The organism is Streptomyces sp. NPDC020362, assembly GCF_040642095.1.
In the GTDB taxonomy this organism is placed as follows: domain Bacteria; phylum Actinomycetota; class Actinomycetes; order Streptomycetales; family Streptomycetaceae; genus Streptomyces.
Map to the genome: position 1 here is coordinate 1 of NZ_JBFAET010000060.1, position 12,900 is coordinate 12,900.

Annotated in this window: 9 protein-coding genes; 2 read left to right on the forward strand and 7 right to left on the reverse strand. The window is 71.4% G+C overall.

Annotation, left to right across the window (positions count from 1 at the left end):
- Positions 1 to 144: 144 nt before the first annotated feature.
- Positions 145 to 501, reverse strand: a complete 357-nt coding sequence (locus tag AB0H32_RS22180; protein ID WP_016435777.1) for an iron-sulfur cluster assembly accessory protein — start codon at positions 499 to 501, stop codon at positions 145 to 147.
- A gap of 283 nt (positions 502 to 784) precedes the next feature.
- Here AB0H32_RS22180 and nadA point away from each other — a divergent pair, with 283 nt between their 5' ends.
- A complete protein-coding gene (gene nadA / locus AB0H32_RS22185) occupies positions 785 to 1,969 on the forward strand; it encodes a quinolinate synthase NadA (RefSeq protein WP_361123228.1) in 1,185 nt (394 codons plus the stop codon).
- Positions 1,970 to 2,002: 33 nt separating this feature from the next.
- Here the strand turns inward: nadA and AB0H32_RS22190 are convergent, their stop codons facing one another.
- The 4 genes from AB0H32_RS22190 to AB0H32_RS22205 form a co-directional block, all read right to left on the reverse strand.
- On the reverse strand, positions 2,003 to 4,462 hold the full coding sequence (locus tag AB0H32_RS22190) for a protein kinase (RefSeq protein ID WP_361123231.1): 2,460 nt from the start codon (positions 4,460 to 4,462) through the stop codon (positions 2,003 to 2,005).
- 85 nt (positions 4,463 to 4,547) lie between these two features.
- Complete coding sequence (locus AB0H32_RS22195; protein WP_361123234.1) at positions 4,548 to 7,682, reverse strand: efflux RND transporter permease subunit; 3,135 nt, start codon at positions 7,680 to 7,682, stop codon at positions 4,548 to 4,550.
- Positions 7,683 to 7,836: 154 nt separating this feature from the next.
- Positions 7,837 to 8,517, reverse strand: a complete 681-nt coding sequence (locus AB0H32_RS22200) for a response regulator transcription factor (RefSeq protein ID WP_361123236.1) — start codon at positions 8,515 to 8,517, stop codon at positions 7,837 to 7,839.
- Complete coding sequence (locus AB0H32_RS22205) at positions 8,514 to 9,734, reverse strand: histidine kinase (RefSeq protein ID WP_361123239.1); 1,221 nt, start codon at positions 9,732 to 9,734, stop codon at positions 8,514 to 8,516. Before AB0H32_RS22205 ends, AB0H32_RS22200 begins: the two co-directional genes overlap by 4 nt.
- A gap of 487 nt (positions 9,735 to 10,221) precedes the next feature.
- On the opposite strand from AB0H32_RS22205, the gene AB0H32_RS22210 reads away from it, so the two are divergent.
- Positions 10,222 to 11,607, forward strand: coding sequence for a DUF3616 domain-containing protein (locus AB0H32_RS22210; RefSeq protein ID WP_361123242.1), 1,386 nt, complete (start codon positions 10,222 to 10,224; stop codon positions 11,605 to 11,607).
- A 12-nt stretch (positions 11,608 to 11,619) separates the two neighbouring features.
- Here AB0H32_RS22210 and AB0H32_RS22215 read toward each other — a convergent pair whose 3' ends face one another.
- Positions 11,620 to 11,898, reverse strand: coding sequence for a hypothetical protein (locus tag AB0H32_RS22215; RefSeq protein WP_361123245.1), 279 nt, complete (start codon positions 11,896 to 11,898; stop codon positions 11,620 to 11,622).
- Between the two features lie 34 nt (positions 11,899 to 11,932).
- Positions 11,933 to 12,724, reverse strand: coding sequence for a PspA/IM30 family protein (locus AB0H32_RS22220; protein ID WP_361123248.1), 792 nt, complete (start codon positions 12,722 to 12,724; stop codon positions 11,933 to 11,935).
- Positions 12,725 to 12,900: the final 176 nt, after the last annotated feature.

Below are 12,900 nucleotides of genomic sequence, written 5' to 3' on the forward strand. Positions count from 1 at the left end.
GCCCCTTCTGTCGTCCGCACACCCCCTCTGCCTCCCACAGGTGCCCCTCTACATCGGCCCACCCTCCTCGGCGGCCCTCCAGTCACCGGCGCGCCCCCCGGGCCGGCGCCCCCCCCCCGCCTTTGCCGTCAGGCCGGGGCCGACTCAGCTGAAGGAGTCGCCGCAGGCGCAGGAGCCCGTCGCGTTCGGGTTGTCGATCGTGAAGCCCTGCTTCTCGATCGTGTCCACGAAGTCGACGGTGGCGCCGCCCAGGTACGGGGCGCTCATCCGGTCGGTGACGACCTTGACCCCGCCGAAGTCCTTCTCCACGTCACCGTCGAGCGAGCGCTCGTCGAAGAAGAGCTGGTAGCGCAGGCCGGAGCAGCCGCCGGGCTGGACGGCGACGCGCAGCGCCAGGTCGTCGCGGCCTTCCTGGTCGAGCAGCGCCTTGACCTTGGACGCGGCGGCGTCGGTCAGGATGATGCCGTCGGTGACGGTGGTGGTCTCGTCCGATACGGACATCTACATCTCTCCCGGGTTGTACGGAGACTGCTTGCCGACCAGTGCAACCGGCGTTTCCGCGGATTCATTCCGGGCCGGGCATTCGCGTGGTCGCGTTTTCCTTCCGCCCTCATGCTCGCACATGCCCGCGAAGGCGGACAGCGGCCTGTGGAGGGACCTGGCGGAGCGTGGCGGGGTCCGGGCGGGATTCACGTCACACCGACGCTATGGGCATCGTCAAAGTGACGTGAAGCAGTTATGATAGATAGCGTCAGTTAGACGAAAAGTAGAAAGGGTGCGTGTCGTGACCACCGCCCAGACCCCGGAGCTCGACGTGCAGCCGACTCCGCTCGCCCTGCTGCTGCTCGGCCGTGAGGCCGACCCGAAGAGCGAGCGGGGTGTCGAGTGCCCCGGCGACCTTCCCTCGCCGTCCGACCCCGACCTGGTCGAGCGCGCCCGCGCGGCCAAGGAGAAGCTCGGCGACAAGGTCTTCGTGCTCGGCCACCACTACCAGCGCGACGAGGTCATCCAGTTCGCCGACGTCACAGGCGACTCCTTCAAGCTGGCCCGGGACGCGGCCGCGCGCCCGGAGGCCGAGTACATCGTCTTCTGCGGTGTGCACTTCATGGCGGAGTCGGCGGACATCCTGACCTCCGCGGACCAGAAGGTCGTCCTGCCGGACCTCGCGGCCGGCTGCTCCATGGCCGACATGGCCACGGCCGAGCAGGTCGCCGAGTGCTGGGACGTGCTCACCGAGGCGGGCATCGCCGAGCAGGTGGTGCCGGTCTCGTACATGAACTCCTCGGCGGACATCAAGGCGTTCACCGGCAAGCACGGTGGCACCATCTGCACCTCGTCGAACGCCAAGCGCGCCCTCGACTGGGCCTTCGAGCAGGGCGACAAGGTCCTGTTCCTGCCCGACCAGCACCTGGGCCGCAACACCGCGGTGCGGGACATGGGCATGTCCTTGGACGACTGCGTGGTCTACAACCCGCACAGGCCGAACGGCGGACTGACCGCCGAGGAGCTGCGGGCCGCGAAGATGATCCTGTGGCGCGGCCACTGCTCGGTCCACGGCCGCTTCAGCCTGGACTCGGTGAACGACGTGCGCGAGCGCATCCCCGGTGTGAACGTCCTGGTGCACCCCGAGTGCAAGCACGAGGTCGTGGCCGCGGCGGACTACGTCGGCTCGACCGAGTACATCATCAAGGCGCTGGAGGCGGCCCCGGCCGGCTCCAAGTGGGCCATCGGCACCGAGCTGAACCTGGTCCGCCGACTGGCGAACCGTTTCGCTCCCGAGGACAAGGAGATCGTCTTCCTCGACAAGACGGTCTGCTTCTGCTCGACCATGAACCGCATCGACCTGCCCCACCTGGTCTGGGCCCTGGAGTCCCTGGCCGAGGGCAACCTGGTCAACCGGATCGAGGTCGACAAGGAGACGGAGGCGTTCGCCAAGCTCGCGCTGGAGCGGATGCTGGCGCTGCCGTAGCCGGTCGCGGTCCCTCCGGCGTCGGGTGCCCGTTCAGGCCGACGCCGGAGTGCGGCCCGGGTGCGCCGGGTCGAGGGAGAAGACCGTCCCGTCGGGAGCGGCCACCGTCAGCGCACCCCGGTCGCGGAACACCAGCGCGGGATAGCCGCTCTGGGCGCCGTCGGCACCCGGGTACGACTCGAAGAGCACCGTGCCCGCGCGGGCGTCCAGGGCGGCCACCCGGCCGGTGACGCTGGGCAGGAACACCGTGCGGCCCCGTCCGTCGGCCACCGGGCTGCCCGGCTGCTCCAGGGTCGTCCGGGTCCGCCACAGCCGCTTGCCCGTCCGCGGTGAGACGGCGGTGACCTGGCCGTTGGAGACGGTGAAGCAGAGCATGCCGGCCACGAGCGACACGGCCCCCGTGGGCTTGTCCGCGAGCCGTACCGTGTCCTGTGCCCCGGTCCTGGGGTCGACGAGGATCGCGCGCGCGTAGGCGGTGTCGTCCGGGCCGGAGTTCTTCGGCGCACCCTCCTCGGCGAACACCAGCCGGCCGTCGAGGACGCCGAGATACTCGGTGCGGACCTTGAGGGTGGCCAGCGCCCGGGTCGTGCCGTCGGTCCGGTCGACGGCGAGCAGCAGGGTCTCCGGGTGGGCGCCCGTGTAACGGCTGCACACGGCGTACAGGCCCCCGCCGGGGTCGTGGAAACTGCAGGCGTGGTCGGCAGGCAGGGTCACCGACCAGCGGCTGGTGCCGTCGCGCAGGGAGCGCGCGGTGAAGGTCCGGCCACCGTCGCGGTCGGGTACGAGGGCGACACCGGCGGCCAGGTACGGCGCATTGCCCGCCGCCTCCCCGACCGGGCGGGACCACAGCTGTCTGCCGGTGCCGGTGTCGAGGGCGACGACGGACGGCTGGGCGACGCTCCCCACGTCGAGGAACGAGTTCCGGCGCAGGAGCACCACACCGTCGTGCACGCCGAGGATCCAGTTCTCGTACCGGCTCGCGCTCCTGCCGGACGGCCCGTCGTCGGTGCGCCAGAGCAGCTTGCCGGTCAGTGCGTCGAGACGGACCGGCAGGACACTGTCTCCGGCGCAGTAGAGAGCGCCGCCGGCCGTCTCGCAGGACAGTGATCCCTCGCTCGCGGGGGCGGGCGCCTTGACGACTCCGCCGGCGGCGTCCGCGAACACCGTCGTCCGCCAGGGGCGCCAGCCGTCCGGCACCGCCTGCCAGCGGGACGTGGCGGACGGGCTCGGCGCGTGGCCCGCCTCGGCGCCGCCGCCCTTGAGCGGCCCGAGCAGATAGGCCATGAGCGCGGCCACCAGCACGCCGACCGCACCGGCGATGTACGGCAGTCGGCGGCTGCGTGCCGGGGACGCGGGGGCGTCGTCCGCCGGACCGCGGGCAGGCTCGGGGACCATCGGGCCGAGGGCAGGCTCGGGGACCATCGGGCCGAGGGCAGGCTCGGGGACCATCGGGCCGAGGGCAGGCTCGGGGACCATCGGGCCGGTCACGGACTCGGAACCGGATACCGGAAGGACCCCGACGGCCCCGGCCCCTGCCGGGGCCGGTGCGCTCCCCGGGCCCGACGCGGCCGAAGCCTCCAGCGGGCCGGAGCCGGAAGGGGAAGCGGAAGGGGCCGCGGTCGGCGGGCGGGTCGGTTCCGGGTCCTGGTGACGTTGCGGGACGGTGTACGCATCGTCGGCGGACGACTCGGGCAGGGCGGACGCGAACTCGGCGGCCAGCATGTCGAGGGCGGGCCGAGCCGCCGGGTCCTTGGCCAGGCAGCGGGACAGGACCGTGCGCAGCGGCTCGGTGACCGCAGCCAGGTCCGGCTCCTCCTGCATCACCCGGTACGCCGTCAGATAGGGGTTGTCGGCGTCGAAGGGGCCACGGCCGGTCGCGGCGAACACGACCAGGGCGCCGAGCGAGAAGACGTCCGATGCGGGCCCCACCGAACGGGCGTCCGTGAGCTGTTCCGGGGACATGAAGGGCGGGGTGCCCATCAGGTTCCCGGTCTCGGTCAGCGTCTGGTTCTCCGCCGCGCGCGAGATGCCGAAGTCGATGACGCGGGGACCGTCGTCGGCCATCAGGACGTTGGCCGGCTTGAGGTCGCGGTGCACGACCCCGGCCCGGTGGATGTCGCGCAGCGCCTCCACCAGGCCGAGGGCGAGCCGTCGCAGTTCGGCACCGGACAGCGGGCCGTTGGCCCGGATGCCCGCGGAGAGCGAGCGGCCGGGCACGTACTGGGTGGCCATCCACGGCCGGACGGCCTCCGGGTCGGCGTCCACCACCGGTGCGGTGAAGGCGCCGCTCACCTTGCGGACGGCCTCGATCTCCTGCCGGAATCGGGCGCGGAAGACGGCGTTCTCGGCGTACTGGGCGTGCACCACCTTGACGGCGACCTCACGGCCCGACCGGGCCCTCGCCCGGTAGACCACGCCCATGCCGCCGGCGCCGAGCCGGTCGACGATCCGGTACCCACCCAGCGACCCGGGGTCGCCCTCGTGCAAAGCCACCGCCCCGTTCCCCCTCCCCCGCAGAGCAGTTCGAGATCACAGGATAGGAAAAGCCTGTGAGGGAGGGGACGCGGGTGCGGGTCTGTCAGACTCCCGCCGGCTCCGGCTCCGGCTCCGGCTCCGGCTCGTCGGAGGCGGACTGCTCCGGAGCCGGTACGCCCTTCTTCGCGGCCCGCCTCGTCGCGCGGCGCTCCTTGCGGAGCTCCAGCATCGCGTAGAGCGTCGGGACGAGGAGCAGGGTCAGCAGCGTGGACGAGATCAGACCGCCGATCACGACCACGGCCAGCGGCTGGGCGATGAAGCCGCCCTCGCCGGTGACCCCCAGGGCCATCGGCAGCAGGGCGAAGATCGTCGCCAGGGCCGTCATGAGGATCGGGCGCAGACGGTGGCGGCCGCCCTCCACCACGGCCTCGACGACGCCGTAGCCCTGCCTGCGGTACTGGTTGATCAGGTCGATCAGCACGATCGCGTTGGTCACCACGATGCCGATCAGCATCAGCATGCCGATCATCGCCGGAACGCCCATCGGGGTACCGGTGGCGACCAGCAGGCCGATCGCGCCCGTCGCCGCGAAGGGGATCGAGACCAGCAGGATCAGCGGCTGGACGAGCGAGCGGAACGTCGCCACCAGCAGCATGAAGACGATCGCGATCGCCGCCAGCATCGCCAGGCCCAGGTTCTTGAACGCGTCGTCCTGGTCCGAGCTCACGCCGCCGATCTCCGCCTTGGCGCCCGCCGGGAGCTTCAGGGCCTTGATCTTCGACTGGAGCTGGGTGCTGACCGCGCCCGTGTTGTCACCGGTCGGCTTGGCCTTGATGGTCGCGGCACGCTGGCCGTCGATGCGGGTCATCGACACCGGCCCGTCCACCAGCTTCACGGTCGCGATGTCGCCGAGCTTCACCGGGCCGAGGCGCAGCGCCTTCAGCTGGGCCAGGGTCGTGGCGGGCTTGGCCGACTTCACGACGACGTCGCGCTCGGTGTCGTCGAGGATCGCCTTGGCCGCCGTCGTACCGCGCACGGCCTGCGCGACCGCGGCGCCCAGCTTCTGGTCGTCGAACCCGGCCGCGGCCGCCTTGGGGCCCGCCTTGACCGAGATCCGCGGCACGCTCTGCGCGAGGTCGCTGGTGACGTCGGTGACGTCGTCGAGCCCGGCCACGGTGGAGCGCACCCGGTCGGCGGCCTCGCTCAGCACCTGCGGGTCGGAGGCCTTCACCACGACGCTGAGGTCCTGGTTGCCGAAGCCGTCACCGGCCGAGACGGTGGTCGTGCCGATGCCCTTGAGCTTCTTCAGCCCGTCCTCGAGGTGCTTCTGCACGTCGTCGTAGGACTTCGAGTCCTTCAGCATCACCTGGTACGACGCCTGGTTGGTGTCCGTGCCGCCGCCGAAGGCCGCCATGAAGCCGGAGGAGCCGACGGTGACCTGGTAGTCCTTGACCCCGTCGGTGGAGGCGAGCAGCTTCTCGACCCGCTTGGCCTGGGCGTCGGTGGCCGCGAGGCTGGTGCCGGGCTTCAGCTCCTGCTTGACGGTCAGGACCTCCTGCTCGCCCTGGTCGAAGAAGTTCGTCTTCAGCAGTCCGGACATGCCGAACGTGACGACCAGGACGACCACCGCGATCAGCAGGCTGGTGAACCGGCGGCGGGTGGCGAAGCGCAGGACGGGGACGTAGAAGCGCTGGAGGCGGCTCTTCGCCTCCTTCTCCTCGGCCCGGCGGCGCGCCTCGTCGGCGTCCTTCGGGGTGCCCTTCGGGGCGCGCAGGAACCAGTAGGACAGGACGGGCACGACCGTCAGCGAGACGACGAGGGAGGCCAGCAGGGCCGCCGTCACCGTGATGCTGAACGAGCCGAACAGGGCGCCCACCATGCCGCCGACCAGGCCGATCGGCAGGAACACGGCGACCGTGGTGAGGGTGGAGGAGGTGACCGCGCCGGCTACCTCGCGCACGGCGTTCAGGATGGCGTCCTTGCGCTCCTCGCCGTAGCCCAGGTGCCGCTTGATGTTCTCCAGGACCACGATCGAGTCGTCGACGACCCGGCCGATGGCGATGGTCAGTGCGCCCAGGGTGAGCATGTTCAGGGACAGGTCGCGGGTCCACAGCACGATCAGCGCGAGGACGACGGACAGCGGGATGGACACCGCCGTGACCAGCGTCGAGCGGACCGAGGCCAGGAAGACCAGGATGATCAGGACGGCGAAGAGCAGGCCGAGCGCGCCCTCCGTGGTCAGCCCCTTGATGGACTTGGAGACGGCCGGGCCCTGGTCGCTGACGACCGTCAGCCTGGCGCCGGAACCGAGGTCCTTGCGCAGGTCGGGCAGCTTGTCCTTGACGGCGTTCGAGATGGAGACCGCGCTGCCGTCGTGGTCCATGGTGACGTTGACGGCGAGGCTGGGCCGGCCGTCGGTGCGGGTGATGGAGTCGGACGGGGCCGGCTGCTCCTTCACGGTGGCCACGTCACCGAGGCGCACGGGCTTCTTGACGCCCTCGCCGGTGACCATCAGGTCCCGGATCTGCTGCAGCGAGGTGAGGCCGCCGCCGACCTGGACGGTGCGGTTGGCGCCGTCCTCGTCGAAGGAGCCGGCCGGCACGGTCGCACCGCCCGCCTGCAGGGCCTGGCCGAGGGCGGCGGAGGTGAGACCCGCCTGCGCCAGCTTCGCGTCGTTCGGGGTGACGGCGACCTGGAGGTCGCGTGTGCCGGTGACCTGGACGCGGCCGACGCCGTCGATGTCCTTCAGGGTCGGGACGACCGTCTTGTCGAGCTGGTCGGCGAGGGCCTGCTGGTCCTTGCCGGAGGTGACGGCGAGGACCACGGTCGGCATGTCGTCCGTGGAGCCGGAGACGACCTGCGGGTCGACGTCGTCCGGGAGCTGGTTGCGGGCCCGGTTGACGGCCTGCTGGACGTCGGAGACCAGCTGCTTGGTGTTGTTGCCGTAGTCGAAGGACGCCATGATCACGGCGTTGCCCTCGCTGGCCGTGGAGGTGACGCCGGTGACGCCGTCCACGCCCTGGAGGTTGTCCTCGATGGGCTCGACGACCTGCTTCTCGACGACGTCGGGCGAGGCGCCCTGGTACGGCGCGATGACCGACACCATGGGCAGGTCGATGGTGGGCAGCAGCTGCTGCTTGATCTGGGGTATCGCGATCAGCCCGAAGACGAGCGCGACGATCGACATGAGGCCTATCAGGGCCCGTTGCGCGAGGCTGAATCTCGACAGCCAGGACATGGTTCAGGGTCTCGTTTCCGTGAGCGGCAGAAGCGGGAGGCGCTGGTGGGCGCCCACCCCACCACCCTGAGCCATGACAGAGCGCCGTCTTGTAGGCCCCAGGTCCATTTCCTTATCCGGCCCCTACTCCGCGCGCAGTACGTGCGGGTGGAGGTCAGTCCATCCTCGGGCGTACCAGCCCCGACTCGTACGCGATGACGACGAGCTGCGCCCGGTCCCGGGCGCCGAGCTTGGCCATGGCCCGGTTGACGTGCGTCTTCACCGTCAGCGGGCTGACCTCCAGGCGTTCGGCGATCTCGTCGTTGGAGTGGCCGCCGGCGACCTGGACGAGTACCTCCCGCTCCCGGCCGGTGAGCGCGCCGAGCCGCTCGGAGCGGGCGGGGTCGCGGCCGTCGTCGCCCTCGCCCTGGGCGAGGAAGCGGGCGATCAGGCCCTTGGTGGCCGCCGGGGACAGCAGGGCCTCGCCGCCCGCGGCGACCCGGATGGCGTTCAGCAGTTCCTCGGGTTCGCTGCCCTTGCCGAGGAAGCCGGAGGCGCCCGCCCGCAGGGACTGGACCACGTAGTCGTCCACCTCGAAGGTGGTCAGGATGACCACGTGGACGTCGGCGAGGGACGGGTCGGAGCTGATCAGGCGGGTGGCGGCGAGGCCGTCGGTGCCGGGCATCCGGATGTCCATGAGAACGACGTCCGCGCTGTGCTCCTTGGCCAGCCGGACCGCCTCGGCGCCGTCGGACGCCTCCCCGACCACCTCCATGTCGGGCTCGGAGTCGACCAGCACGCGGAACGCGCTGCGCAGTAGTGCCTGGTCGTCGGCGAGCAGGACACGGATCGTCATGCGGGCTCCCCCTGGGCCGTGGTGCGGGTCTTGACCGGCAGGATCGCATGGACGCGGAAGCCGCCGCCGTAGCGGGGGCCGGTGGTCAGGGTGCCGCCGAGGGCAGTGACCCGCTCCCGCATGCCGAGCAGCCCGTGCCCGCCGCCGGCCCCCGGCTCACCGCCCGCGCCCCCGCCGTCGTCCAGGACGGTGACCTCGATGTGCGGTCCGACGCGTACGACGCTGACCTCGGCCCTGGCGTCGGGGCCCGCGTGTTTCTGCGCGTTGGTCAGGGCCTCCTGGATGATCCGGTAGGCGGCCAGGTCGACGGCGGCCGGCAGCGCGGTGCCGTGGTCGGTGCGCGCCACCTGGACCGGGAGCCCTGCGTTGCGGAAGGTGCCGGCGAGTTCGTCGAGACGGCTGAGGCCGGGAGCGGGTTCGGTGGGGGCCTCGGGGTCGTCGGACTGGCGGAGCAGGCCCACGGTGGCGCGCAGCTCGTTGAGCGCCGAACGGCTGGCCTCGCGGACGTGGGCGAGGGCCTCCTTGGCCTGGTCGGGCCGCTTGTCCATGACGTGCGCCGCGACCCCGGCCTGCACGTTGACCAGCGCGATGTGGTGGGCGACCACGTCGTGCAGATCGCGGGCGATGCGCAGCCGCTCCTCGGCGACGCGGCGGCGGGCCTCCTCCTCACGGGTGCGCTCGGCGCGTTCGGCGCGCTCCCGGATGGCCTGGACGACCGCGCGGCGGCTGCGTACGGCGTCCCCGGCGGTCGCGCCGATGCCGGTCCAGGCGAGCACGCCCAGGTTCTCCTGGGCGTACCAGGGCAGGGTGCCGCCGAGCATGGCGGCGGCGGTCAGCACGGTCATGGTGAGCAGGCCGACGCGCCAGGTGGTGGTGCGGTCGGTGGTCGAGGCGACGGTGTAGAGGGCGACGACGGCGGACATGGCGACCGGGGCGCGCGGGTCGCCGGTGAAGAACTCGATCAGGGAGACGGTCCCGGTGACGGCGAGGACCGCCTTGGGAGCGCGGCGGCGGAAGACGAGCGCGGCGGCGCCGAGGGTCATCAGGAGCAGGCTGAGCGGGTCCGGGGTGCGGACGCCCCAGGTGACGCCGTTGTCCCCGCGGGGCACCACGAACGAGCCGACGACCATGCACACCAGTACGGCGGCGGCGATGGCCGCGTCCAGTGCGAGGGGGTGCGCCTTGAGACTGCACCGGGCGCGCTCGAGAGTGCTCACCTTGTGAACAGTACGGCGCGTTGCAGCGCGGGTCAGCAGTCAGGCGCCGGTGCTGGGGGGCCGACGCCGGGCCGCTCCCCGGCGCTCGGGGGGCGCCCACCCGTGCCGCCCAGCGGCACGACTGCCCGCGGCTAGGTGCATGGACTCTGAGGGTGCAGCGACCGCAACCCCCTTAGGGGCGGGGGGAATTGCGCGACCAGCCCCCACCGGCCCGCAGACACGCACGCCTTCACCAGCAACGTCCCACGACCGCCCGCAACCAGGAGAGGCGCCCCGAAGGGGCGCGGGGAACTGCGCGATCAACCCCCACCGGTCCGCACATTCGCACGGCCTCACCCGCTTGCGGCCTCACTGATCGTCAGCTGTCCCGTGCTGTTCGCGGAGGGTACGGAAACCGGACGCCCGCCGTTGGCCGTACATGCTCAACCTTCTCGTCGGCATTCGCGCCGTCCGGCCGGATGCGTCCTGTCGACGAAAGGCAGCCCTCGTGCGCCCTTCCTCCTCGCCGTCCCGTCCTGCGCTGTGGTCGGCCGCGGCCCTCGCGCTCGTCTCGGTGACCGGTCTGGTCACCCCCGCGCAGGCCGTCACCTACGGCACGCCGACGATCAAGTTGTCGGCGGCCTACCTGTCGGGCGCGGTCGGCAGCACCGGCGACCCGACGGTCACCGTCACGCTCGCGCAGAGCGGCGCGGACGCCTCCGCGCTGACCGTGGCGGCCACCAGGAGCACCCGCACCTCCGTGGCGGCCGTCTCCGACGTCACGGTCACGGGCACCGGAGGCAGCCGTACCGTCTCGGTCACCGCGCACGCCCAGGGCTACGCGGACCTCACGCTGAAGGTGACGGGGCTCGGCGGCAAGACGGCCACCACGACGCTGCACTACGCGGCTTCCCCGAGCGTCCAGTACTCCGCCGACGCCCGCTATCTCACCGGCGCCTCGGACGCCTCCGCCGCGGTGGACGTCGGCGGCGGGTACATCGTCGTCGGCAACGACGAGGACAACACCCTGCGCCTGTACAACGGCGCGGCCTCCGGCGCCCCGGTGAAGACCTGGGACATGGACGGCGCACTGGGTGCCGACAAGGAGGTCGACATCGAGGGCGCGACCCGCGTCGGGAACACGATCTACTGGACGGGTTCGCTCGGCAACAACAAGGACGGCGAGTACAAGCCCGACCGCAACACGGTGTTCACCACCACGGTCTCCGGCTCGGGCGCGGCCACCTCGCTCTCCTTCGGCACGGCCGGGCACCGTCTGCGCGACGACCTGGTGACCTGGGACGAGGCGAACGGCGACCGGTACGGCTTCGCCGCCGCGACCGCCGCCGGACAGACCCCGAAGCAGGTGGACGGCTTCAACGTGGAGGGCCTGGAGTTCGCGCCGGGTTCCTCCACCACCGCCTACGTCGGTTTCCGGGCCCCACTGGTGCCGCCGCAGTCGGGCGGCAGGGCACTGATCGTGCCGGTGACCAACATGGACCAGGTGGTCCGCGGTACGAAGGCCACGTTCGGTACGCCCATCGAGCTGGACCTCGGCGGTCTGTCCATCCGTGACCTGCGCCGCAACGACAAGGGCCAGTTCCTGATCCTGGCCGGGTCCTGGGCGGCCGACGACAACAGCGACCCGTACGCCCTGTACACCTGGGACGGGGTGGCCGGGCACCAGCCCGTGAAGAAGCTGGACCTGCCGACCGCGGACGCGGGCGGCTGGGAGTCCGTCGTGTCCGTGCCCGATCTGGACGTCCCCGGGGCCCGGGTGCAGCTGATCACGGACGACGGGTCCGCCGACCTCTACGGCGACGGCACCGAGGCGAAGGACCTCACCCACCCGGAGTGGCAGAAGTCCCGCACCACCTGGTTCACGCTGGGCTGACCCGCGCCGGGATCAGCCCGGGATCAGCCCGTCGTCGTTGAGCATCTGCCGGACCTCGCTCAGGGAGGCGTCGTCCGTCGGCAGGATCAGCTCCGAGGGTTCCAGGGCGTCGTCCGGCAGAGGAGCACCGAGCCGCCGGACGGAGTCCAGGAGAGCGGCGAGCGTGCGACGGAAGCCCTCCTCGTCGCCGCTCTCCATCTCCGCCAGCAGCTCGTCGTCCAGCTTGTTCAGCTCGACGAAGTGGGAGTCGTCCAGCTTCACCTGGCCCTCCCCCATGATCCGTACGATCACGTCGGCCTCCTCGGCTCGGGGTCCCGGCGCCGGACTACTGCTTGTCGAAGCGCGGGGTGTCCTGCGGGTGCTGCTGGGACTGAGCCTGGCCGGTGCCGCCCTCGATCGCCTGCTGCGGCGAACCGCCGGCGAGCTCGGCCTTCATGCGCTGCAGTTCCAGCTCTACATCCGTACCACCGGAGATCCGGTCCAGCTCGGCCGCGATGTCGTCCTTGGCCATGCCGGAGGGGTCGTCGAGGGCACCGGAGGCGAGCAGCTCGTCGATCGCGCCGGCCCGGGCCTGGAGCTGGGCGGTCTTGTCCTCGGCACGCTGGATGGCGAGGCCGACGTCGCCCATCTCCTCGGAGATGCCGGTGAAGGCCTCGCCGATACGGGTCTGGGCCTGGGCCGCGGTGTAGGTGGCCTTGATGGTCTCCTTCTTCGTGCGGAAGGCGTCGACCTTGGCCTGCAGGCGCTGGGCCGCCAGGGTGAGCTTCTCCTCCTCGCCCTGGAGAGTCGTGTGCTGCGTCTCCAGGTCCGTCACCTGCTGCTGCAGGGCCGCCCGGCGGGAGAGCGCCTCACGGGCCAGGTCCTCGCGACCGAGCGCGAGCGCCTTGCGGCCCTGGTCCTCCAGCTTCGACGACTGCTGCTGCAGCTGGTTGAGCTGGAGTTCGAGGCGCTTGCGGGAGGTCGCCACGTCGGCGACGCCGCGGCGCACCTTCTGCAGCAGCTCCAGCTGCTTCTGATACGAGTAATCGAGGGTCTCGCGCGGGTCCTCGGCCCGGTCAAGGGCCTTGTTCGCCTTCGCGCGGAAGATCATCCCCATACGCTTCATGACACCGCTCATGGGCTTCGCGCGCCCCCTTCTGACGGACTCCAGCTCACCGATGCTGCGACAGAACCCACAGTACGGGCCCTGACTCCATTACCGCACTGTTCCGGGGGTGATGCGCTCATCCCCAAGAACGACTGCGGACAATATCGCTCCGGCGTGAGGAGTAGGTGGTCCTCGGGGTGAGGCCC

Coding starts and splice junctions, on each gene's coding strand:
- AB0H32_RS22180 (WP_016435777.1), bottom strand. CDS start 501: ATGTCCGTATCGGACGAGACCACCACCGTCACCGACGGCATCATCCTG.
- AB0H32_RS22195 (WP_361123234.1), bottom strand. CDS start 7,682: ATGTCCTGGCTGTCGAGATTCAGCCTCGCGCAACGGGCCCTGATAGGC.
- AB0H32_RS22200 (WP_361123236.1), bottom strand. CDS start 8,517: ATGACGATCCGTGTCCTGCTCGCCGACGACCAGGCACTACTGCGCAGC.
- AB0H32_RS22220 (WP_361123248.1), bottom strand. CDS start 12,724: ATGAGCGGTGTCATGAAGCGTATGGGGATGATCTTCCGCGCGAAGGCG.